Annotated in this window: 18 protein-coding genes; 9 read left to right on the plus strand and 9 right to left on the minus strand. The window is 50.4% G+C overall.

What is annotated here, in order from left to right:
* Positions 1-3: 3 nt before the first annotated feature.
* Positions 4-627: an outer membrane lipoprotein periplasmic chaperone LolA gene (gene lolA, locus AC3QL0_RS11895; RefSeq protein ID WP_430222868.1), complete on the minus strand. Its 624-nt coding sequence runs from the start codon at positions 625-627 to the stop codon at positions 4-6.
* Complete coding sequence (locus AC3QL0_RS11900) at positions 617-3,010, minus strand: DNA translocase FtsK (protein WP_493008665.1); 2,394 nt, start codon at positions 3,008-3,010, stop codon at positions 617-619. The genes lolA and AC3QL0_RS11900 overlap by 11 nt, the downstream gene beginning before the upstream one ends.
* A 46-nt stretch (positions 3,011-3,056) precedes the next feature.
* Here AC3QL0_RS11900 and trxB point away from each other — a divergent pair, with 46 nt between their 5' ends.
* Both trxB and AC3QL0_RS11910 read left to right on the plus strand, forming a co-directional pair.
* On the plus strand, positions 3,057-4,016 hold the full coding sequence (gene trxB / locus AC3QL0_RS11905) for a thioredoxin-disulfide reductase (protein WP_430220529.1): 960 nt from the start codon (positions 3,057-3,059) through the stop codon (positions 4,014-4,016).
* Positions 4,003-4,725 carry a Smr/MutS family protein gene (locus AC3QL0_RS11910; RefSeq protein WP_493008666.1) on the plus strand — a complete coding sequence of 241 codons (723 nt, stop codon included), beginning with the start codon at positions 4,003-4,005 and terminating at the stop codon, positions 4,723-4,725. The genes trxB and AC3QL0_RS11910 overlap by 14 nt, the downstream gene beginning before the upstream one ends.
* 204 nt (positions 4,726-4,929) lie before the next feature.
* On the opposite strand, the gene AC3QL0_RS11915 is transcribed toward AC3QL0_RS11910, so the two are convergent.
* On the minus strand, positions 4,930-5,217 hold the full coding sequence (locus AC3QL0_RS11915) for a hypothetical protein (protein WP_493008667.1): 288 nt from the start codon (positions 5,215-5,217) through the stop codon (positions 4,930-4,932).
* Positions 5,218-5,449: 232 nt separating this feature from the next.
* Between AC3QL0_RS11915 and AC3QL0_RS11920 the strand changes: the two genes are divergently transcribed.
* The 3 genes from AC3QL0_RS11920 to AC3QL0_RS11930 all read left to right on the plus strand — a co-directional run bounded on the left by AC3QL0_RS11920 (position 5,450) and on the right by AC3QL0_RS11930 (position 8,201).
* Positions 5,450-5,761 (plus strand): DUF485 domain-containing protein, encoded by a 312-nt coding sequence (locus AC3QL0_RS11920; protein ID WP_493008668.1) that lies wholly within the window; start codon positions 5,450-5,452, stop codon positions 5,759-5,761.
* Positions 5,758-7,422: a cation acetate symporter gene (locus AC3QL0_RS11925; protein WP_493008669.1), complete on the plus strand. Its 1,665-nt coding sequence runs from the start codon at positions 5,758-5,760 to the stop codon at positions 7,420-7,422. Before AC3QL0_RS11920 ends, AC3QL0_RS11925 begins: the two co-directional genes overlap by 4 nt.
* A gap of 119 nt (positions 7,423-7,541) precedes the next feature.
* Entirely contained in the window at positions 7,542-8,201 is a 660-nt protein-coding gene (locus AC3QL0_RS11930) for a response regulator (protein ID WP_493008670.1), read from the plus strand.
* 38 nt (positions 8,202-8,239) lie between these two features.
* Here AC3QL0_RS11930 and AC3QL0_RS11935 read toward each other — a convergent pair whose 3' ends face one another.
* Positions 8,240-11,671 carry a PAS domain-containing hybrid sensor histidine kinase/response regulator gene (locus tag AC3QL0_RS11935; protein ID WP_493008671.1) on the minus strand — a complete coding sequence of 1,144 codons (3,432 nt, stop codon included), beginning with the start codon at positions 11,669-11,671 and terminating at the stop codon, positions 8,240-8,242.
* 88 nt (positions 11,672-11,759) lie between these two features.
* On the opposite strand from AC3QL0_RS11935, the gene AC3QL0_RS11940 reads away from it, so the two are divergent.
* The 4 genes from AC3QL0_RS11940 to AC3QL0_RS11955 all read left to right on the plus strand — a co-directional run bounded on the left by AC3QL0_RS11940 (position 11,760) and on the right by AC3QL0_RS11955 (position 17,693).
* Positions 11,760-13,679: a DUF294 nucleotidyltransferase-like domain-containing protein gene (locus AC3QL0_RS11940; RefSeq protein ID WP_493008672.1), complete on the plus strand. Its 1,920-nt coding sequence runs from the start codon at positions 11,760-11,762 to the stop codon at positions 13,677-13,679.
* 170 nt (positions 13,680-13,849) lie between these two features.
* A complete protein-coding gene (locus AC3QL0_RS11945; RefSeq protein WP_493008673.1) occupies positions 13,850-15,556 on the plus strand; it encodes a sulfate adenylyltransferase in 1,707 nt (568 codons plus the stop codon).
* Positions 15,557-15,753: 197 nt separating this feature from the next.
* Positions 15,754-16,113 (plus strand): DUF805 domain-containing protein, encoded by a 360-nt coding sequence (locus AC3QL0_RS11950; protein WP_493008674.1) that lies wholly within the window; start codon positions 15,754-15,756, stop codon positions 16,111-16,113.
* 44 nt (positions 16,114-16,157) lie between these two features.
* Positions 16,158-17,693: an NAD(P)/FAD-dependent oxidoreductase gene (locus tag AC3QL0_RS11955; protein WP_493008675.1), complete on the plus strand. Its 1,536-nt coding sequence runs from the start codon at positions 16,158-16,160 to the stop codon at positions 17,691-17,693.
* An 88-nt stretch (positions 17,694-17,781) separates the two neighbouring features.
* Here AC3QL0_RS11955 and icd read toward each other — a convergent pair whose 3' ends face one another.
* From icd to bioA, 5 genes are all read right to left on the minus strand, one after another.
* Positions 17,782-19,038, minus strand: a complete 1,257-nt coding sequence (gene icd / locus AC3QL0_RS11960; RefSeq protein WP_493008676.1) for an NADP-dependent isocitrate dehydrogenase — start codon at positions 19,036-19,038, stop codon at positions 17,782-17,784.
* Between the two features lie 149 nt (positions 19,039-19,187).
* Positions 19,188-19,832, minus strand: a complete 645-nt coding sequence (bioD, locus tag AC3QL0_RS11965) for a dethiobiotin synthase (RefSeq protein WP_493008677.1) — start codon at positions 19,830-19,832, stop codon at positions 19,188-19,190.
* Positions 19,825-20,574, minus strand: a complete 750-nt coding sequence (locus AC3QL0_RS11970) for a methyltransferase domain-containing protein (RefSeq protein ID WP_493008678.1) — start codon at positions 20,572-20,574, stop codon at positions 19,825-19,827. Before AC3QL0_RS11970 ends, bioD begins: the two co-directional genes overlap by 8 nt.
* Before the next feature lie 11 nt (positions 20,575-20,585).
* On the minus strand, positions 20,586-21,737 hold the full coding sequence (locus tag AC3QL0_RS11975; protein ID WP_493008679.1) for an 8-amino-7-oxononanoate synthase: 1,152 nt from the start codon (positions 21,735-21,737) through the stop codon (positions 20,586-20,588).
* Positions 21,734-23,032, minus strand: coding sequence for an adenosylmethionine--8-amino-7-oxononanoate transaminase (gene bioA / locus AC3QL0_RS11980; RefSeq protein WP_493008680.1), 1,299 nt, complete (start codon positions 23,030-23,032; stop codon positions 21,734-21,736). The genes AC3QL0_RS11975 and bioA overlap by 4 nt, the downstream gene beginning before the upstream one ends.
* Position 23,033: the final 1 nt, after the last annotated feature.

A 23,033-nucleotide genomic window follows, 5' to 3' on the forward strand; every position in this document is an offset into this window, starting at 1 on the left:
GCATCACGGCATACGTACCAGATCCACCCCTGCTGGTACCTCGAAATGAAAACGCTCTGCCGCAATGTTCTCTTGTGGCTGCAGGGTTTTCAAACTAATACGTGTGGTCTGACCAAAGGTGTCACGCAGTTCCAGCTTGGCAGGCAAGTTATCTTTGAAACCTATATCCACATACTCAAAACCAGCATCGGATGTGCGAGGCTGCGCACGCAACCATTGCATACCATCACGGTCGGCTAAATCAGTCAGGTTAAAGGCGTCATCAATACGGCGGGAGCCAAATAGAATGGCGGCAGGTGATGTGCCAATGGCGTCATCTACCCCACGCTGCGTAACTTGCATCAGGTCTGGATCGTATTGATACACAAACTGACCATCAGACAACACCAACTGCTCGTAGGGGCGTAAAACTTCCCAACGGAATTGACCTTGCCTATGGAACGCAAACTCACCATCTTGAGTGGCTTGCGGCTCGCCCTGCGCACCAAACACCTGTTGGCTAAATTCACCTGTAGCGGCTTGTACGTTTTTCACGAAAGAGCGCAGTTGTATGCTAGCGGTCTCGGCCCAAGCCATCGCACTTGCACTGCTTAACACTACCGCTACCATCAAAGATTTAATTGTCATCGTCATCCGCTGCGCCTCCTGTTGGCGCCAATATTTCACGATTACCGTTGGGTTGCATGGCAGACACCACGCCCGCCATTTCCATCTGCTCTAACAAGCGTGCAGCGCGGTTGTAGCCAATGCGCAAATGACGTTGTACAGAAGAAATAGAGGCTCGGCGATTTTTCAACACAATCGCCACGGCTTGATCATACAAGGGATCAGACTCGGCATCGACCATGCCGGTAATGGCATTCACACCATCACCTGTTTCGCCTGGCTGTATACCATCTAAGATGCCATCTTCGTAATTTGGTTCACCACCATGCTCTTTCAGATGATCCACCACGCGATGTACTTCATCATCGTGTACAAAAGCACCGTGTACACGCACTGGCAAGCCTGTACCTGGCGGCATGTACAACATATCACCTTGGCCTAACAGCGTTTCTGCACCCATTTGATCCAGAATCGTGCGAGAGTCTACTCGTGACGACACTTGGAAAGAAATACGGGTAGGAATATTGGCTTTAATCAAGCCAGTGATCACATCCACGCTAGGACGCTGGGTAGCCAAAATCAAGTGAATACCGGCTGCACGGGCTTTTTGTGCTAAGCGAGCAATCAGTTCTTCGATTTTCTTACCCGCCACCATCATCAAGTCGGCCAACTCATCAATCACCACTACGATGAATGGCAAGGTGCTAAGTGGCTCTGGGGCGTCAGGTGTCAACGAGAAAGGATTAGGAATAACGTCGTCTTTCTTTTGCGCTTCACGTATCTTGGCATTAAAACCAGCCAAGTTACGTACACCCAACTTACTCATCAGACGGTAACGGCGCTCCATCTCGTTCACACACCAGTTCAGCGCATTTGCAGCCTGACGCATGTCGGTAACCACAGGTGCTAACAGGTGCGGGATACCTTCGTAAACGCTCATTTCCAGCATTTTGGGGTCAATCAGAATCAGCTTGACCTCGTCTGCCGTTGCTTTATATAGCAAAGACAGAATCATGGCGTTAATCCCAACGGACTTACCTGAGCCAGTCGTACCCGCCACCAGCAAGTGCGGCATTCTCGCCAGATCAGCCACTACTGGGTTACCTGCAATATCTTTACCCAACACCATCGTCAGCAACGATGCGCTGTTGTGATAGGTTTGTGAACCAATGATTTCCTCTAAACGCACCATTTGGCGTTTAGGATTAGGCAGCTCCAGCCCCATCAGATTTTTACCGGGGATGGTTTCCACCACACGAATGTTCACAAGACTAAGTGAACGGGCCAAGTCTTTGCCCAAGTTCACGATCTGGCTACCTTTCACACCAGTGGCTGGCTCAATTTCATAGCGCGTAATTACAGGACCTGACTGCGCACTGACCACGGTAACGGTCACACCAAAGTCAGAGAGTTTTTTCTCGATTAAGCGCGAGGTGTATTCCAAGGTTTCGGCAGAAACAGTTTCTTGGTTTTCATCAGCAGGGTCTAACAAACTGACCTCAGGCAATACACCATCACCGCTGCTAGTACCCGTTGCTTTAGGCACAGGTGCGACAAACAGTTTTTGCTGTTTTTCTTGCTGCACACGCTCAGACTTAGGCACCGATGTAATAGCAGGTTCAATACGTACAGGCGTATCGTGCACCAGTTTTTCTTGCTTGGTCGCTACGGCCTCTTTACGCTCAGCGCTTTTCACTTCGCCCATACGGCGGTCTTCGCGAGCCGCTTTGAACTCTAACAAACGGGTAAAGACTTTCTCTACTACCCAACCCACTTTCTCGGCCACATGTAGCCATGAAAAGCCTAAGAACAAGCTAGAGCCTACTAAAATAGCGCCCAACAATAATAATGTAGTGCCCGGACTTCCTAGTGTCACCACCAAGAAATTCGCCAGCATCTGGCCTATAGGGCCGCCTGCATCAGCAGGCAATTGTGCTATTTCACCCCATGCTTGAAAGTGCATTGCCTCAAATGCCATGCTGCCCAGTAGCAATAAGGTAAAACCTACACCTACCTCCCAGCGCACTCGTGGCAGAGATTCTGGGGCTTTCACTTGTTGCGGCATCATCATGTGTGTCAATCGGTAAAATGCCACACCAATGCGTTGTACTAACAACACCACCCATAACCAAGCGCTAAAACCAAACAGGTAATACAAGCCATCAGCCACATTCGCGCCGAAGGTGCCACCTTTATTCTGTATCACGCCTGCATGCACAGATTGCGACCAGCCGGGGTCCAGCGGACTCCATGTGGCCAGCACTAAGCCTAGCCAGGCGGCCAATAAGACAAAAACAATCCAACGCGCTTCACGCGCTAACGAAGTCAACCTCAGTTGTAATGGAGAGGGACCATTTCGTACGTTTTTGGATGAACGAGTAGAGGATGCGGGTAATCTTGCCATGGACTCATTATAATTGGCTGGTTATTGATTTTCTGGAATTTCTGTCATGTCGACTGTCAAACATGCAAAAGTGCTCATTTTAGGCTCTGGCCCTGCTGGTTACACTGCTGCGATTTACGCAGCCCGTGCCAACCTGAACCCTGTATTGATCACAGGGATGGAGCAAGGCGGCCAACTGATGACCACCACTGATGTGGAAAACTGGCCTGCTGATGCCGCTGGCGTTCAAGGCCCCGATTTGATGGCCCGATTCCAGCAGCATGCCGAGCGCTTCGAAACCGAAATGGTATTCGACCAAATCACTTCTGTTGATTTGAGCAAACGCCCCTTCACTCTGAATGGCGACAGCGGCGCTGTGTACACATGCGACTCCCTGATCATCAGCACTGGTGCTTCGGCCATGTACTTGGGTCTGGAATCCGAACAGGCTTTCATGGGCCGCGGTGTATCTGGCTGCGCCACATGTGACGGCTTCTTCTACAAAAACCAAGACGTTATCGTCGTAGGTGGTGGTAATACTGCCGTAGAAGAAGCCCTGTACCTGTCGAACATTTGCAAAACCGTGACTGTTGTACACCGTCGTGACACATTCCGTGCAGAACCTATCCTAACGGATAGACTGATGGAGCGTGTGAAAAATGGCAACATCCGTCTAAAACTGTTCAGCACACTGGAAGAAGTGCTAGGCGACAACAGCGGCGTCACCGGTGTTCGTTTGCGCAACACACAAACTGGCGATACCGAAACATTGGATGTGATGGGTGCATTTATTGCGATTGGTCACCACCCCAACACTGAAATTTTCAAAGGCCAAGTAGACATGGAAAACGGTTATATCCGCACCCGTATGGGTCACGGCGGTATGGCCACCATGACTTCCGTACCGGGCGTGTTTGCCGCAGGCGACGTACAAGACGACGTCTACCGTCAAGCCATTACTAGCGCAGGTGCTGGTTGCATGGCAGCTTTGGATGCTCAACGCTGGTTGGAGAATGAAGGCCAATAAAAAGCCGGCAGGTGGGCTGGCAGCGTTACGCGTATTGCGTCAACAACACAAAGCAGGCTCTCGCGCCAAGGCGCAAGAGCCTGCTTGCCCACCTGATGCTGCCCCCGGTTCATTCTCTACTCTGCTGCACACCACTCAGCCTACGGCATCAGGCTTAACGGCCGCCGATAAGGCTCTTTTTAAACACGAAACCCGTAATGACACACCGCTGGTAGCCGCAGAACGCCACCACATCCCAGTGGACTCAGTTGTCGATAAAGCTCAACAGCAACAACGCCTGTTGCATGCCACCGGCCCAGATCTGCAAACATCCTTACCGCTCATGTCATCAGACCACTATATACCCGCATGGTTAGAGTCTGACCCCTGTGAGTACTCTAGCCCCGCCTGTGGTACCGATGTACTGCGCTATTTGAAGCAAGATAGGTGGATGATTATGGCCAACCTAGACTTGCACGGTGCTCGCTTGGATGAGGCTAGGTTAATGGTGACAGAATTCATACAAGAATGTTTAGAGCACAGACTGAAGTGCATACGTATAGTGCATGGCGTGGGCTATGGCTCTAATCGTGAGGCTGGCCCTATTTTGCTGCCAGTAGTACGACGCTGGCTAAGCCAAATGCAAGACGTGCTTGCCTATGTAGAATGCAGCCCCCGCGAAGGCGGTAAAGGCGCTGTCAAAGTTTTGCTACGCACCAGACGTCATTAAGCAAAAAGGCCAGCGGAAGAATCCACTGGCCTTTTTGCATTTTCTAGTTTTTATAGATACTGCTTTATTAAAATACCACCTAAGTGGTTGCCCTTTTTTTGGGCTGCTTTGGTCTCCTCACCTGCATGAAATGTATTGTGCATGAGTTTATGACCTAAAGCACTTAGGGAATGCACTGATAGGAAGCCAAAAAAAGTCGTTTCCTTATCCGGAAGCCGCTCTTTGTAGTGTTGCCGATGCAAAATTCTGATTTACATACGACACCGCAAATAATAAAGGATCAGCCACTACACCTCGCTGCTGAGCCCACCCACTGTATTTCTCCCACACCCTCAACACATCGGCTTGCTGCACCATAGACCAGGTGTTTTTTTGCTGTATGTCATAGAGCACAGGCAACCCTACCACTTGCCCACTGGCTTGCACAATAATGTGGTGCACATGCTGCTCTAAATAACAAATGAGCCGTGCGTTTTCTGATAATGTATTCACTACAGCCCTCCTTATATGACACACCATAACCATGCGGTTAGTCTCTAGCATTCTATGCAGTTAATAAGACGCTTTCTTTACAGACATGCACGGTTTGCCACATACAACCAAAGTCGCCTATTACCAAATAAAGTCTCGTTCTATATTGAACGACATAGAACGCAATAAAGCGTCAAACCTGGCCACCTGGTCAGGATAGATGTACAAACATCCATCCATTAGGAGACAAAGCATGGCATCACCCAACGATGTTGTATCGGCGGTGTTGCAGCATCCTGCCTATCAGGAATTGCTGCGGCGGAGGACCCGCTTAAGCTTTATATTTTTCCTCATCACCTTGGTGATTTATGCCGGGTTCATTTTGACTTTGGCTTTTGATCCCACACTATTCGGATCACCAGTAGGTTCCCTCACTATCTCTATCGGCATTATGACCGCCATTTTTGTGGCCATCAGTGCGGTAGTGCTTATTGCTATCTACGTCTACATTTCCAACAAGATCTTTGATCCTCTGCTGGCAAAAATCGTGAGGGATGTCACATGAAGAAAAGCCTGATTCCCCTCACCCTGCTACTCAGCGTGCTGAGTACACCCGCCATGGCGGCTCAAGGGTCTACCAGTACGTCTGCCATCGTCATGTTCCTGATCTTTATTGCAGGGACGATGGTTATTACTTGGTGGGCAGCTAAACGCACACGTACTACATCCGACTTCTATACCGCCGGTGGTGGCCTAACGGGTTTCCAAAACGGGTTGGCGATTGCCGGTGACTACCTCTCCGCAGCCTCCTTCTTGGGTATTGCCGGTATGGTGTACGTGTCCGGTTTTGATGGCATCATTTACGCCATCGGCTTCTTGTTTGGTTGGCCAGTAGTGATGTTCTTGGTAGCTGAACGCTTACGTAACTTAGGGCGCTATAACTTTGCAGACGTAACTTCGTTCCGTTTGTCCCAAACCCCTATGCGTATTCTGGCTGCTAGCGCATCCTTGCTGATCATTGCCTTGTACCTGATCGCTCAGATGGTAGGTGCAGGTAAATTGATCGTGCTGCTGTTTGGTCTGGACTACAACGTCGCCGTGGTTATCGTGGGCGCGCTGATGATGATTTACGTAGCCTTTGGCGGCATGACAGCCACCACATGGGTACAGATCATTAAAGCCGTACTGATGCTGTTCGGTGCCACACTGATGACTATTCTGGTTCTGGCTGCATTTAGCTGGGATATTGACTCCATCTTGGCACGAGCTGTAGAAGTTCACCCTGATGGTGCAAAAATCTTGGCCCCTGGTTCTCAGGTAAGTAGCAACCCATTGAACGCCTTGTCGCTGGGTATTGGTCTGGCCTTCGGTACCGCGGGTTTGCCACACATCTTGATGCGCTTCTTTACCGTGGCTGATGCCAAAGAAGCTCGTAAATCTGTGATCTACGCCAGTAGCTTCATCGGTTACTTCTACCTGCTGACTTTCATCATCGGTTTTGGTGCTATTGCTCTGTTGTGGCAACACCCTGAGTACTTCAACACCGGCCCTGATGGTAAGTTCAACATGCTGACCAACTTGATTGGCGGTACCAACATGGTAGCGGTGCACTTGGCGAACGCAGTGGGCGGTAACCTTCTGCTGGGCTTCTTGGCTGCTGTAACCTTCGCGACGATTGTGGCAGTGGTAGCAGGCTTGGCGCTGGCTGGTGCTGCAGCGATTTCCCACGACTTGTACGCCAACGTGATTGCCAAAGGCCGTGCCACAGAGCGTGACCAGATGCGTATTTCCCGTATATCTACCATCGTGTTAGGTGTGCTGGCGATCTTGCTGGGCATTATTTTCGAGAACCAAAACGTGGCATTTATGGTGGGCTTGGCCTTCGCGATTGCAGCGAGTGCTAACTTCCCAGTACTGGTGCTATCCATTTCTTGGCGCGGTTGTACCACTCGTGGCGCCACCATCGGCGGCTTCTTGGGCCTGATCGTAGCCACAGGTTGGGTTGTACTGAGCTCTACCGTATGGGTGGATGTGTTTGGCTTCGCTACACCTATTACACCGTTCCCTAACCCCGGCATTCTGTCTATCCCATTAGCATTCATTGCTATCTGGTTCTTCTCTGTAACCGATACCAGCGAACGAGCTAAGAAAGAAAAAGCCGCGTTTGATGCACTGACTGTACGCAGTCAAACCGGTATAGGTGCTTCGGCAGCTTCCCAGCACTAATCCCTAAAGCAGGCATTGTGCACTGTCAAGCAGGGTACTTCGGTACCCTGCTTTTTTCTGTAAATCTGTTATCTTTAGTTATGCACAATACCTCAACTTCCTTATGGCAGCACACTGGTATGAACGAACTACTCATTGCCGATGACCACCCTTTATTTCGTGAAGCCTTACGTGGTGTAGTTGCCAATCTGTTTCCTGGCACTACCATTCACGAGGCAGATCGTATTTCTGCACTCTATGAGCTGGTAGAACAAACACCTGATGCCGACCTTTTGCTGCTGGATTTAAATATCCCCGGTGCGATTGGTTTTAGTGCTTTAGTACACTTGCGAGCCAACTTCCCCTCTTTACCTATCGTGGTCGTGTCTGCACACGAAGATCCACACCTGATTCGCCGCGCGTTAGACCACGGTGCTATGGGCTATATTCCTAAGTCCGTAGATACCAGTACGCTTAGCGCAGCATTACAAGAAATTCTGAATGGTGGCTCATGGGCACCAGAATTAGGCCATGCTATTCCTGGCATTGATGCCGATGAAAAGCATGCTGCGGCCCAACTACGCGAACTAACCCCACAACAATTTAGAGTGTTGCAGATGGTGGGAACAGGCCAACTCAACAAACAAATTGCACATGAGCTAGGTGTGTCAGAAGCCACCATCAAAGCGCACATGACGGCTATCTTGCGTAAGCTAGGCGCATCGAATAGAACACAAGCAGTATTGATTGCCAATAAACTGGGCTTACAAGAGAAAGAACAGTCATTGATGAGCGAGTAAAGCAACGTACCTGATAAACAGGTACGCCGCTTCATCGTTTACGAGGCAGTCACCCGCCCCATTTGAGCCGACAAGAAAGCCCGTAGCGATGCGGGTTTCACCGGCTTGGTCAGTACAGGATAGCCTTTTTTCTTAGCAGCCGTTTTAAGCTCATCGCTACCATCAGCCGTCAGCAACACACCAGGAATACCGGGTGCTTCGTTACTAAGCACTTCCAGTGCCTCTAAGCCATTTAACCTATCGTGCAAGTGATAGTCTGCCAATAGCACATGCGGATCTTGAGCCATGCATTCCAGCGCTTGATCAACAGTAGTCGCCATAATACCTTGCACACCCCAGCGACTCAGCAGCTCTTCCATGCCTGAAATAATATCTGGGTCATTATCTAGACAAAGTACACGCAGCCCTTTCAGGGGTTGGTTAGTACTACCCTCAGACACTACTGTTTGTGCTTGCGGTGCAGGCGCTTCGGCCCGTGGTACTGAAATCGCAAATACACTGCCTTTACCCACTTCAGAAGCCGCATCCAACCCATGGCCCAACAGCAACGAGATACGCTGACAAATGGATAAGCCTAACCCCAAGCCCCTGCCATCCCAATCAAAGGGCTGCTCATAACGGTGGAACTCAGCATAGATTTGCTTCACGTGTTGTTGAGGAATACCTTGCCCGGAGTCCCACACTTGAAACACTACCGCGTCACCACGGCATCTGGCTCCCACTAAAATTCGGCCTTCTTTGGTGTAGCGTAAGGCATTGGCCAAGAAATTTTGTAATACTCGACGTAATAAACGTGGATCACTACGCACATACACATTAGGGGCATGCACACGCAGTTTTAGCCCTCTGCGCAACGCCATAGGTGCGTATTGATCTGCCAAATGATTCAGCAGTTTGGCAACGTTAATCACCTCGATCTCGGGCTTCAGCACGCCGGCATCTAGCCTAGAAATATCCAATAACCCTTCAAGCAGGTCTTCTGCAGTACGCAAAGCGGTATCAATGCGTTCCGCTAGTCGTGGCATCTCGTCCACCTCGTCGGTTTCGCGCAAGGCTGAGGCAAAGAGACGTGCAGCATTAATAGGCTGCAATACGTCATGACTGACTGCTGTCAGGAATCGTGTACGTGATTCTTGTGCCGTTTCGGCTTCACGTGTGCGCTCTGCGACACGTTGCTCCAGGGTTTCGTTAATGTCGCGCAACTCACGCTCTACTTTCACATAATGCGAGATATCGCTGTAGCTGGTCACATAGCCACCACCCGGCAACGGACGCCCACGCAACTCTATGACCTTATCGTTCAGCGTGCGTTGACTAACATAAGACGAACCGTTGCGCATAAAGGTGATGCGCCTCTGTATGGCCTCGTCCATATCATGCGTTCCGCCACTGATCTTGCCCCGCTCGGCATTAAAGCGCAGTAGATCTTCTACCGGTCGGCCCACATACAGCATTCCTACTGGAAAGCGAAATAGCTGCTGATAGTTTTGATTCCACGCCACTAAACGCATTTGCGCATCGACCACGCTCACGCCTTGGTCAATGTTTTCTAGGGTGCTCATCAAGATATCGCGATTAAAGCGTAAGGCTTGACCCGCTTCGTCCAGCACGGCGACGACTGTTGCAAGCTCCATCCCCGAACCACGTAAAGCACTGGTTATGGCCAACCTAGCAGAGGCCGCACCCACCACCGCAGCTAAGAGTAGTTCAGTGAAATGTACCCATTCACTGTCGGCCCGCAAGTCAGGCGATAGGGTTTGATTACGCTGCAAAGCACGGTCTCTAAAGGCGCGATTTGCCATTTTTTCGCCTGTGATACGCTCTGCCAAAACCAGCAAATCGTTCACCAACAAGTTACCGTATTGCTGAGCAGCCAGTTTCTGGCGTTGTGCATAAGGGTCTAAAAAGGGCTCAGCACGTAGGCGTTCACCTAAGCCTGGCCTACGACGCAAAGACACCCACAGGAAAGCACTCACGTTACAAAACAACGACCAGAACGTGCCATGGGTGAGTGGATCCCACTCACCTAAGCCAAACAACTGCGTAGGACGTAACCAGCTTAAACCCCAAGGCCCTTCGTACAGCCATCTATCGCTAAACCATCCCGCCTCGGTCAGTACCGGCAGGAACAAGGTGTAAGTCCAGAAGGCAAAGCCCAGAATTAACCCCGCTTCCACCCCCTGCCTACTTGCACCACGCCAATACAAACCACCAATCAAACTCGGTGCAAACTGCGCCACCGCAGCAAAGGCCAACAAGCCGTAGGCTGCCAAGGCCGTGTCCGTGTTGCTAAGCATGTAATAACCATAGGCTGCTCCAGCTAAGGCCATAATCGCCAAACGGCGAATCCACAGCACGGTAGACGCCACGTTACCTTGCTCGTATTGCACCCATCCCCGGCGCAACATCAGCGGCATCACCAAGTCATTACTGATCATCGTGGCCAACGCCACACTGGTCACTATCACCATCCCAGTAGCAGCAGAGAACCCTCCTATGTACACCATCAATGCCAAACCCAACTGGTTTTCAGACAGCGGTAACAGCAACATAAAACTATCAGGCGCCATGCCATCCGCCCCCAGCATGTTCGCCCCCACAGCGGCTATAGGCAGTACCATCAGACTGATGATGACAAGATACGCGCCGAACAACCATCGAGCACGGCGGATGTCTGACACGTCACCGCACTCCACAATGGCAACGTGAAACTGGCGCGGTAAACAGAGAATAGCGGCAAAGGCCAACAAGGTTTGGCCTAAAAACCCTACGGGTGGCGCATTCACCAATAGCTCGTGAATGGCATCATGCATATTCAGTTCATTGCCGCCAAACCAACTGACCGCAAACAAACCCACGGCTAACAGTGCGACCAGTTTTACCAGTGACTCAAATGCCACCGCCAGCATTAAACCAGGGCGGTGCTCAGTCGCATCCACCTGACGGGTTCCAAACAGAATAGAAAATAGCGCCATCAAAATGGCCACATACAATGCCGGATCACCCAACATGCTGGTATACATGTCAGTGTCTGTCAGTACGCGCAAACTCAATGCTACCGCTTTGTATTGCAATGCCAAGTACGGCACAGCCGCCACCGTCGCAATAAAGGCAACCAGCGCTGCCAAGCGTTGAGAACGCCCGAAGCGGCTAGCGATAAAGTCAGCAATGGAAACCGTGTTTTGTGACTGTGCCACCAAGGCCAAGCGTTCAACAATGCGCCAACCAAAAAGCAGCATGAGCATGGGGCCTAAATAGATAGGCAAGAAACCCACGCCATAACGCATCGCTGAGCCTACCGCGCCATAGAACGTCCACGACGAACAGTACACGGCCAAGGCAAAGCTGTAGACCACAGGCCGCAGCCATGGTCGTTGTGGGTACAGTGGACGGCGGTCTCCAATCCACGCAATGGCAAATAACAACGCCGCATACACCAGCGACGCCAAGACCACCCATGCAGGTTCCATCAAACTTGTCTCCTACTTTGGTATTAGTTGTTCTCAGGATCCAAAGTCAACGGCAATAATAGTGCTATACAGCTAGGGGGGTTATATCATGCACCACCACGCGCCGGACTCCATCCCCTCCTCGTTATCCGAGGAGCAACAATTTATTATTCAGGCCCTACGGCCTCATGCGCCTTTTAACCAGATGCAGCTGCCTCATCTGCATTACTTGGTTGCGCACTTTACTCAACACCACTTTACACCCGGTAGTATTGTACTTTCCCCTGAAATGGGTCAAGTTCAGCACTGGTTTTTGCTTATAGAGGGTACCATTTGCGCCCAGCGTTCCGCCACCCCTGACGATCAGACATTCTATTTAGGTAGCGGCGATAGTTTTCCGTTGGTCGCGTTACAAGAAGAACGTGCCACACGTACCCACTATATTGCACAAAGTGCCTGCACCTGTGTGTTACTTCCTCGTGATGCCTTTAATCACTTGCTGCAACAGTCAGAACCTTTCAGATTGTTTATGCGCGAAGGCAGTGCCGTGCTGCTGGATAAACTACGCAAACAAGCACGTTTATACCACTGGCAAGAACAACACCCTGACACTAGCTTAAATACTCCGCTGGCTCATTTTGTACAGCGAGCCCCCATCACCTGCACAACTGAACAAAGCTTGGGTTATGTGGTGGGATTAATGCATGAACACAATGTCAGCAGTGTTGCTATTACGAATGCAGCACAACACCTACTAGGGATTTTTACCCTTAGAGATTTACGGCGTGTATTCAGTCAAAACCTAGCTGAGCGTGATCAACCCATAGGTCAGTTAATGACGATGGACCCTTACCATCTCAGCCCTAGGCATACGGCTTACGATGCTGCCATGCTGATGATCCAGAACAATATTGGTCACCTGTGTGTCTGCGATAACCAGAAACTGGTGGGCGTGCTATCTGAGCGCGACTTATTTGATTTACAGCGCATTAACCTAGTGCAGTTATCTCGTGCATTGCGCCACGCTGAAAACCTTCAGGATCTGCGCCAATTACGTCAACGTATCCCTCACCTAGTACAAGCCATGCTGGCCAACAAAGCCAGTGCGCCACAAGTTACGCACTTAATTACACAACTCAATGATCACAGCACCCTGCGCATCATTGAACTCATACTGGCCAACGCCCCTTCTACACTGCCTCGTTTTTGTTGGTTGTCATTTGGTAGCGAAGGACGGCACGAGCAAACGCTGCTGACAGATCAAGACAACGGCTTGATGTTCTATACGCCTGAAGGAATGACGGAAGATGCATGTAGACAGTTGCTTTTACCTGTTGCCAGACGCATCAATGAAGCGCTGGACAGCTGTGGCCTGACACTCTGCACTGGCAACATTATGGCCAGCAATCCAGCGTTGTGTTTATCGGCGGAAGAGTGGCTGCATAAGTTTCGCCACATCATTTTGCAACCTGATCCTGAACACCTTTTGCAAGGCAGCATCTTCTTTGATTTACGTGTACTGTGGGGAGATCAAACCGGTTTTGATGCCCTACTACCCGAACTGTTAGCACTGATCTCTGACAGCCCCCAATTTCAGCGCATGATGGCCAACAATGCCCTGCGCTACCGTTTACCGCTACACAACCCTTTGCAACGGCTAGGCCGTTTCCTACAGACGCATGAACCTAGTGTAGATTTGAAAGCGGGTGCACTGAGCCCCTTTGTGGATAGCGTACGTATTTTTGCGTTAAGCAACGGCATCAGTGAAGCCTCTACCCTAGAACGACTGCACCAACTAGGTGCGCACGGCATCTTCACCACAAATGATGCAAATGCTTTTCATGATGCCTACAGCTATCTACAATTGTTACGCTTACAGCTGCATCTGCGCCAAACGCAGCAGAGTCAGCCTCTCAACAATCAGCTCCCCACAGCCGAGCTGAATCCTCTTGAGCGCCGCATGTTGCGGGAGTCCCTGCGTCAAGCCAAACATTTGCAGGATTTACTCCGCCATCGCTATCAGCTATAAAAAAAACAGGCACTCTAACTAAAGGTGTATTTACGAAAGTGCAAATTCGCTTTAAAACAGAATTTGCTTTTGATTATTTTCAAACCACATTGTGACCACGGCCTAGCCGCCACACATTACAAAAGAACCGCTTTGCTGGTGTAAGCCAGACGAAGCAGTCAGGAGGAAACATGGAGCAGACACTGAATTTCGACCGCTATCCCCAACAACCTCACGGTGGGAAGCTAGTTAATCAGGTAGTACCCGCAGACAAAGTACAAGCCGAGATTGAACGCGCACGCAAGTTGCCATCCATTCGCGTCGACTTGGAAGCTGTGATCACCATCGAAATGATCACTACTGGTGTGCTGTCACCCAATAAAGGCTTCATGAACGAAGAAGACTATAAGTCTGTTCTGACTTCTGGTCGTCTAGCGAACGGCGTCATCTGGCCTGTACCACTGAGCTTTGCGCCTACTGGTGATCGCAACAAAGAAATTATCAAAAGCCTGTCCGTAGGCGGTGAAGTTGCGCTAACCGATAGCCGTAACGAGCCTGTTGCTATTCTGAGCATCGAAGATATTTTCGACTACGACAAAGAAGAGCGCGCTCGCCAACTGTTTGGCACTACGGACCGTAACCACCCAGGCGTAGACTCCATCTACCGTCGTATGGGTGATATTTCTCTGGGTGGTACATTGCACCTGTTGCAACGTGTGGATTGGGGCCCGTTTGAGAAACTGCGCCGTGAACCTAAAGACACCTGGCACCTGTTCTACGAAGAGAAAAAATTCAATTCGGTTGCCGGTTTCATTACCGGTGCTAACCCTCTGCACCGTGGCCACGAGTACATTCACCGTAACGCCCTAGAAGGCGTTGATGGCTTATTCTTGCAACCATTGGTAGAAATGGCAAAACGCGAATACGTGCGCCACGAATACCGCATGCTGGCTTACCGTAACGTGCTGGATACGTACTATCCAAAAGACCGTGCAATCTTATCGCCACTGCGTGTGACCTATATTTTTGCCGGCCCACGCGAAACTATTTTGCATGCCTTGATCATGAAAAACTATGGGTGTACACATGCCCTGATTGGTCGTGACCACGCCGGTATTGGTAGCTACTACGACAAGTACGCCAGCCATAGTATTTTCGATCAGTTCAGCCCCAAAGAAATGGGCATTGATGTGCGCCTGTTCCACGAGGTGTTCTACTGCACACGCTGTGCTAGCCACGCCACCAGCGAAACCTGCCCACACGATGATCGCTTCAAGCTGACCATCTCTGGTACTGGTATTCGTGAAATGCTGCGTTACGGCATCATGCCTCCTAAAGAAATTTGCCGTCCAGAGTCCGTACTGTCGGCGATGCAAGGTGTACAACCTAAAGGCTTGGGCGAGGATGGCGAAGCTATTCAGCCTGTAGGCAAAGTCATTCAAGGTATGTTCCCGTACTACACCAAGTACACCCGTTTGGGCGGTATGCTGCGTAAAGAACCGTTGGATCCAGCAAAACTGACCGTACGCGATCTGGAGATTGCTAGTCACGACGCCAGACACCACGCCGGTGACGTCTATGCGGGTGTGTACAGCGAATACAGCGCTGTCGTCGACCACAACCGCAGTATGCAACCTTCATGGATTGAAGATGCTCGCCAAGCACTGCGTTTCCAACAAGAACGCATTATCAGCGATTTGGAAGAGAAACTGGAACAAGCCCCAGACGAGGCATCCGACGAGTTCATGTACCAAGACAAGGTGGAAGTCGAGCGCGAGCTGGAATCCGCACGCAATCTGTTGGCCGATATCCCATCGGTTATTTGCCGAGAGCGTCTGGAAACTCGCACGTGGAACGTGCTGCCATACAAACGCTATCGTGGGGCAGACAAAGAGTAATGCTGTAGTTCTACAACTTGCCTACTCTACCGCCATGCTTTTGCATGGCGGTTTTTTTGTCTCTAGGGTTTATACCTAAAACGCAAATACATATAAAACCATATGATATATTTATTTGGCAATAAAAATGAAAACCAGCGCTACATAAGGTGCATTACCCGTCGTTTTACCCATCATCCAAAGGAGTTCAACCCATCATGCATGCCTATTTACAAGCCTTGCTGCACTACGCCACATTTCAAGGCCGTACCTCTAGAAAAGGATATTGGCTATTTCTTCTCATACATCTACTTATTCTGCTGGTGCTGTCTTTCGCAGAACGCTACTTTGCTCTCGCCAACCCTGAGATAGGTTTTGGCTGGATTACGACGATCTACGCACTGGCCACCCTACTGCCAGTACTCGCCCTGCAAGTGCGCCGATTGCATGATGCCAACCACGCAGGCTGGTGGGCATGGCTCAATCTGTTACCCGTCATCGGTCAGTTAGCTCTACTGGCGTTTGCCTTACTTAAAGGCTCAGCTGATCAAAACCGCTATGGCCCAGCCACGCTGTAAGGCATATCGCCACACGCTTCCTACTACCTTTCTGTGAGACCAACATGACTGTCAACCGACGAGACTTTATACGTAAGAGCGCCACCCTATCCGGAGTAGGCCTACTTAGTGCTCTTTCCTCTTCATTGCATGCTCAATCCACTGCAACAGCCCCTCCAACAACCGCCACCACAACGCTACCCAAACCCACCCTATTACCCGATGCTAAAGCCGTTCCTAGTAAGCTGGGTTTAGACTCCCGCATTTGGACTTGGCACCGAGATGCCACCACCAATGACTCAATGCCTGCCAACTACTACGAAGCCACCCTACCAGCATGGGACAGCTTCCCTGCGCTACAAGGTGATCAGGTATGTGATGTAGTGGTTATTGGCGGTGGACTACTCGGTGCCTCTACAGCCTTGCATCTTTCACAAGCAGGTTTAGACGTAGTACTACTGGAAAAATACAATGTAGGTTCTGGTGCCTCAGGCCGTAATGGTGGTCAGCTCACGCCTGGTATAGCGCGTTGGGAAGCCGAAACCATGATGGAAAATCTGCCGCCTGAAGAGGCTCAGCGCTTGTGGCGTTTCGCTTCCATAGAGGCCATGAACTTGATTGATGAGCTGTCTGATCGTTATGGCTTTGAATGCGATCGCAAACGTCAACACCTCACAGCCGCAGTGCACCCCGGCCATATGGGGGCCTTAGTTTCTAGCGCAGATGCTAGACGTTCTCTAGGTGACAGAGCCGTCAAAATCATAGGGCCACAAGAACTTAAAGAATATGTGCAATCCGACATTTACCATGGTGCCGCCCTTGACACTATTGGTGGCCAAGTACAGCCATTAGCACTGCTGCGCGGCATGGTGTATGGCTTAGTACAAAACGGCGGCAAGATTCATGAAAACAGTGCCGTAACCGAAATTATCGAAGAAGGAGACGGCACACGTGTCGTCACAGAACACGGCGCGGTCAAGGCACGTAAAGCAGTGGTGTTAGGGGTGCACTATGAAGCCCCCCAGTTCTTAGAAAAAGGCGGCACCACCATCCCCTTCTACACCTACGTCGCCGTAACACCGAGCTTGCCCATGGATATCAGCCAATTGCTACCAGGCGATTTACCTGTATACGACACGCAACTGCAAATTGATTACTACCGTGCCGTACGCAACAACCGACTGCTATTTGGTGGTCAAGGTACGGGGAACTCATGGTCGCCCCGCGACGTGAATAATTACCTGTTGGACCGCATTCAAACCGTCTTCCCCCAATGGGAAAAGCCTGAGTTGGAATACTCATGGGGTGGCATTAGCGACATCACCTTAAATGGTGCCGTAGATAGTCGTAAAAGCAATGCAAAAGCTCCCGTCTATGCCGTGCATGGTTGGAGTGGCCACGGCGTTGCACAAACCGTTCGCATCGGTAAATCCATTAGCGACGACATCACAGGACGTAATGATGACTTCGCTATGCTGACGCGCATCCACCATGATGAAATCCCATTTAACGATTACATAGGCCCTGTAGCGATTCCTTTAGTGAAAGGTGCCTTAACAGTACAAAGCCTGATTAATCCTGCGGATATGGTGTCGTTTTAAGCTGCCTGCATACGCCCATAAAAAAACCGGCACGCTATGCGTGCCGGTTTTCTCTGTACTGAAACCCTGAAAAGGGAGTCAAACAGAATTACATGTTCGAGATCATGACGTCGCCGAAGCCAGAGCAAGAAACTTGTGTTGCACCTTCCATCAAACGAGCAAAGTCGTAAGTGACTTTTTTGGAGTTGATGGATTTTTCCATGCTGGAAATAATCAGGTCAGCAGCTTCTGTCCAGCCCATGTGACGCAGCATCATTTCTGCGGACAAGATAACGGAACCTGGGTTCACGTAGTCTTTGCCTGCGTACTTAGGTGCTGTACCGTGGGTTGCTTCGAACATTGCAACGGAGTCAGACAAGTTAGCGCCTGGAGCGATACCGATACCACCCACTTGAGCAGCCAAAGCGTCGGAAACGTAGTCACCGTTCAAGTTCAATGTAGCAATAACATCGTACTCGGCAGGACGCAGCAAGATTTGCTGCAAGAATGCGTCAGCGATGGAATCCTTAACAATGATTTCTTTACCTGTTTTAGGATTCTTGAATTTGCACCATGGACCACCGTCGATCAACTCAGCGCCAAACTCGTTACGTGCCAGTTCGTAAGCCCAATCACGGAAGCCACCTTCGGTGAACTTCATGATGTTGCCTTTGTGAACGATAGTCACGGAGGAACGATCGTTGTCGATAGCGTACTGAATAGCTTTGCGAACCAAACGCTGTGTACCTTCTTTGGACACAGGTTTCACACCAATACCGGATGTATTAGGGAAACGGATTTTGTTCACGCCCAATTCGTTTTGCAAGAATGCAATCAGTTTTTTGGCGTTAGCGGATTCAGCTTCGAATTCGATACCAGCGTAGATATCTTCGGAGTTCTCACGGAAGATAACCATGTTGGTTTTTTCTGGCTCACGCACAGGTGAAGGCACGCCAGTGAAATAGCGTACTGGGCGCAAACAAACGTACAGATCCAATTGCTGACGCAGAGCAACGTTCAAAGAACGAATACCACCGCCAACAGGTGTGGTCAGAGGACCTTTGATGGAAACAACGTAGTCTTTAACTGCTTCCATTGTTTCTTCTGGCAGCCAAACATCAGGGCCGTACACGCGTGTGGATTTTTCACCAGCGTACACTTCCATCCAATGGATTTTGCGTTTGCCACCGTATGCTTTAGCAACGGCTGCATCAACGACCTTGATCATGACGGGCGAAATATCTACACCAGTACCATCACCTTCGATAAAAGGGATAATTGGCTGATCTGGTACGTTGAGAGAAAAGTCGGCATTAACCGTGATTTTCTGTCCCTCTGAGGGGACCTTGATGTGCTGATAGGACATGAGTGCTCCAAAGTAGAAAACAGGCGAATGTGAAAAACCCGATGGTCGTCTCGCCCCAGTCTTATATAAGAGTTTAGCCCAAATCTGGCCCAAACATGAAAAAGACGTGAGTTTGGATCAAATTCTCTCTGCCATTGTAGTGGACAGCACTACAATTCCACCACTGGAACCTCAAGAAATCGGGCCTCAGGATGCTGCTGCTGTACGTAGTTTCTTAAGTACTGCAGCGTGTCTTGGGCAATACGTTCGTCTTCGTGGTCATGAATATGGTTGTAAGCAACAGCCTCTACCGCTAGTTGGCGCTGCGCTATAGCCTGCAAACTCAGTAACGTATGGCTAATGCTGCCCAAACGCCCTGTGGTCACCAGAATAATGGGCCACTGTTTTTGCTGTACGTAGTCTAACGTCAGCAAATCATCCTTAAGCGGCACTAACAGCCCGCCAGCACCTTCCACCAGCACACGGTCGTAACGCTGCTCCAAATACTGGGTCGCGTGAGCAATGGCGTCCACATCCACCACCTTGCCATCCAACCGTGCTGCCAGGTGAGGGGATGCGGGATATGAAAACACCTGCGGCATCGTCCAGCCTTGGTAATCGTCTTCGATTAACCCCATGCCCATCAAGCTACGGTGCTGCACAATATCTTCAGAAATATGCGGGTTACCCGTTTGCACCAGTTTCTGGGTAATAACGTTGAACCCTTCGCGCAGCCATTGCCCTGCGATATAGCCGGTGGTGACTGTTTTACCAATGTTGGTATCTATGCCGCCTACAAAATAGGTTTTAGCCATGTTTTTTCCTGGCAATCAAATAAATAGGGTGATAGGTGAGCGACACAGCGTCATCGCCTTCGCCACGACCATACTGTTGTACATACTGCGCCATAAATATTCGCAAACGTGCTTTGTTCCACTGCCACTGCCCTGCTCCGGTCACGCCGGTGTGCTGCAAATGCTTGAGCACATCCCACGGCGAATCGAACCACAAACACTGTTGTTCTTGCTGCACCAGTAGCACATCAAACTCCGCTGACAATAAACGCTGCCATGCCTGTGCACTGTAATACTGCAAACCTTGTCCAGTCAGTTGGCGTATTTCTCTATACTGCTCTGGCCCAAAGGTAGACAACACCACATGGCCACCCACGCTCAAACTCGCATGCAAACGTTGCAAAAGGCGGGGCACATCCACCAACCACTGCAGAGAGGCCGCAGACACTACCGCATTTATACCTGAGGGCAACGCTAAGGTTTCTATATCGCCCTCAGCGTATTGCACCTCTACCTCATCAGGTAATAGGGTTTGCAATGCCTCGCGAGGTAGATACAAATCATTTAGTACTACTTGCTGTAACTGCGGCCAACCACGTAAATACTGTGTGAATCCACCTTGGCCACAGCCTATTTCTAGTACACGCTGTGGCACCGCCACAAACTGTTCAGCGTACTGCCACAGTTGTTTAGCCATCTGCTGCTGTACCTGTGCATGCTGCGTGTACTGCGCCCCCGCTTTTCTAAAGCGCTGCCGTATCATGGCCTTATCCATTACAGGCATGCTAGCAGCCGCTCGAAGTCTGCATCGGGTACATCGGCCGTCAGCGAAATGCGTAGTCGTGCTTGATTCACTGGCACGGTAGGAGGGCGTACCGCCATCACCCACAAGCCTTGCTCTTGCAACTGGCGGGCTTTTTCCAAAGCAGCCTCATTACTGCCCAGCACCACCGGCACAATATGTGAGGCCGATACATGCTGATCGTACTGCTGCGCCACACGCTCACGTAGACGTAAAGTCAGATGATTCAATCTGTCACGCCTGTCTTGCAGTGACGCCATGCGCTGCAGCACAAAGTGCGTCCACGCCATGTTCAGGGGTGGCAACGCCGTACTAAAAATAAAGGGACGCATGTGATTGATGAGGAAATCGCGCACCACCTGTGAACACAACACATAGCCACCTACCGAGTGCAGTGCTTTACCGAAAGTACCCACCAAAAAATCAATATCTTGCACGCACTGCTGCTCTTCGGCACAGCCTAATCCTGTTTCGCCACGTACCCCTACTGCATGCGCTTCATCCACATACAATGCCACGTGTGGATAACGTTTTTTGATCTGTACCAGCGCCTGCAAATCAGCAAGATCACCATCCATGCTAAAAATGCTTTCAGTCACGATCAGCACACGTGCATAGTCGTTGTGATGCGCCTCTAGCAACTGTTCTACATGCTGCAAATCATTATGCTTATAGCGCAGCAGCTTGGCAGGGCTTAAGCGCAAACCATCAATCATGCTGGCGTGCACTAACTTGTCGGCCAACACCAAGGTTTGCTTGTCAGTGATGGCTGACAATATTCCCAAGTTCATGTGGTAGCCGCTACCGAACACCAACGCTGCCTCACGCCCAAACACCGTGGCTAAGGTTTGCTCTAATGCCGCATGAGTAGAGAATGACCCCGTTAACAATCGCGACGACGACGCTGACAAGGCCGAGTCCACCTCATTGAGCTGCGCATAAAACTGCTGTTTTAAGCTGTGATCGGACGCTAATCCCAAATAGTCGTTAGACGCTAAGTTGCACCACTGCTGCCCGTGTCTACGCAGTTGAGTATCATGATGCTCAAAGCTATTTAGCTGACGTAACGTGCCTTGCTGACGCTGTTTTTCTTGTGCAACGACAAAGTGCTGCTGCCAACTCATTGCTCCACCCCTACTTGCCGTACTACGGCCAACAGTTCAGTAGTAAGCGTGCGCAACTCATCGTCGCTAATCACATAGGGTGGCATGATGTACACCAAACGCCCAAAGGGTCGTACCCAAATGCCACGTTTTACAAATTCTTTTTGCAAGGCCCCCATGTCTACAGGCTCTTGCATTTCGATCACGCCTATCGTGCCCAGCACGCGCACATCACGCACCCATGACCACGATTTAGCGGGCGCTAGCAATTGGCTCAACTGAGCCTCAATATGCCGCACTGTGCCCTGCCAATCTTGCGATAACAACAGTTGGGTAGAACTACGTGCCACCGCACAGGCCAGCGGATTCCCCATAAAGGTAGGGCCGTGCATAAACACGCCTGGCGAGCCACTGGACAACACTTCGGCTACCTTCGCTGTGGCCAGTACCGCCGATAAGGTCATGTACCCACCTGTTAAGCCTTTACCAATGCACATGATATCTGGCTGCACATTAGCGTGTTCCCACGCAAACATTTTTCCTGTGCGACCAAAGCCCGTAGCGATCTCATCAAAAATCAGCAATACACCGTACTGTTCACACAGGCGTTTCAGCTCCACCAAATACTGGGGATGATAAAAACGCATGCCGCCCGCGCCTTGCACAATAGGCTCTATGATGAAGGCCGCCATCTCATGATGATTGGTCGCAAATAGTTGCTCCAACTCATGGATATCCGCGTCATCCCATTCGTCATAGAAACCACTTTCAGGGGCCGACACAAATAAACGTGTGGGTAGACTAGTCCCGAAAATTTGGTGCATACCGGTTACAGGATCGCACACCGACATCGCATTCCACGTATCACCGTGGTAACCCTGCCGTATGGTGGCAATATTTTGCTTTTGTGTTTTACCCTGTACCGCCCAATACTGCACCGCCATTTTTAAGGCGACTTCTACTGCTACGGAACCTGAATCAGCATAAAAAATCCGGTCCATCGTAGGTGGTGCAATCTGCAACAAGAGCTTACCTAGCTCAATCGCTGGATCATGGGTGAAACCACCAAACATCACATGCGACATTTTCTGTAATTGATCGCTGGCGGCTTGATTCAACACGGGATGGTTATAACCATGAATGGCACACCACCACGATGACATACCATCAATTAAGGCGGTGCCATCCTCTAATACAATGGTTGAACCCTGCGCATGACTAACCTTATAGACCGGCAACGGGTTCACGGCTGAGGTGTAGGGGTGCCACAGATGCTCTCTATCAAAAGCATCTGCGCTCATAGTGTGGTGACTCACT

It is taken from the genome of Paenalcaligenes sp. GW821-LYS-B07-1 (assembly GCF_058803365.1).

Coding starts and splice junctions, on each gene's coding strand:
- lolA (WP_430222868.1), bottom strand. CDS start 627: ATGACAATTAAATCTTTGATGGTAGCGGTAGTGTTAAGCAGTGCAAGT.
- AC3QL0_RS11900 (WP_493008665.1), bottom strand. CDS start 3,010: ATGGCAAGATTACCCGCATCCTCTACTCGTTCATCCAAAAACGTACGA.
- trxB (WP_430220529.1), top strand. CDS start 3,057: ATGTCGACTGTCAAACATGCAAAAGTGCTCATTTTAGGCTCTGGCCCT.
- AC3QL0_RS11910 (WP_493008666.1), top strand. CDS start 4,003: ATGAAGGCCAATAAAAAGCCGGCAGGTGGGCTGGCAGCGTTACGCGTA.
- AC3QL0_RS11920 (WP_493008668.1), top strand. CDS start 5,450: ATGGCATCACCCAACGATGTTGTATCGGCGGTGTTGCAGCATCCTGCC.
- AC3QL0_RS11925 (WP_493008669.1), top strand. CDS start 5,758: ATGAAGAAAAGCCTGATTCCCCTCACCCTGCTACTCAGCGTGCTGAGT.
- AC3QL0_RS11930 (WP_493008670.1), top strand. CDS start 7,542: ATGAACGAACTACTCATTGCCGATGACCACCCTTTATTTCGTGAAGCC.
- AC3QL0_RS11935 (WP_493008671.1), bottom strand. CDS start 11,671: ATGGAACCTGCATGGGTGGTCTTGGCGTCGCTGGTGTATGCGGCGTTG.
- AC3QL0_RS11940 (WP_493008672.1), top strand. CDS start 11,760: ATGCACCACCACGCGCCGGACTCCATCCCCTCCTCGTTATCCGAGGAG.
- AC3QL0_RS11945 (WP_493008673.1), top strand. CDS start 13,850: ATGGAGCAGACACTGAATTTCGACCGCTATCCCCAACAACCTCACGGT.
- AC3QL0_RS11950 (WP_493008674.1), top strand. CDS start 15,754: ATGCATGCCTATTTACAAGCCTTGCTGCACTACGCCACATTTCAAGGC.
- AC3QL0_RS11955 (WP_493008675.1), top strand. CDS start 16,158: ATGACTGTCAACCGACGAGACTTTATACGTAAGAGCGCCACCCTATCC.
- icd (WP_493008676.1), bottom strand. CDS start 19,038: ATGTCCTATCAGCACATCAAGGTCCCCTCAGAGGGACAGAAAATCACG.
- bioD (WP_493008677.1), bottom strand. CDS start 19,832: ATGGCTAAAACCTATTTTGTAGGCGGCATAGATACCAACATTGGTAAA.
- AC3QL0_RS11970 (WP_493008678.1), bottom strand. CDS start 20,574: ATGATACGGCAGCGCTTTAGAAAAGCGGGGGCGCAGTACACGCAGCAT.
- AC3QL0_RS11975 (WP_493008679.1), bottom strand. CDS start 21,737: ATGAGTTGGCAGCAGCACTTTGTCGTTGCACAAGAAAAACAGCGTCAG.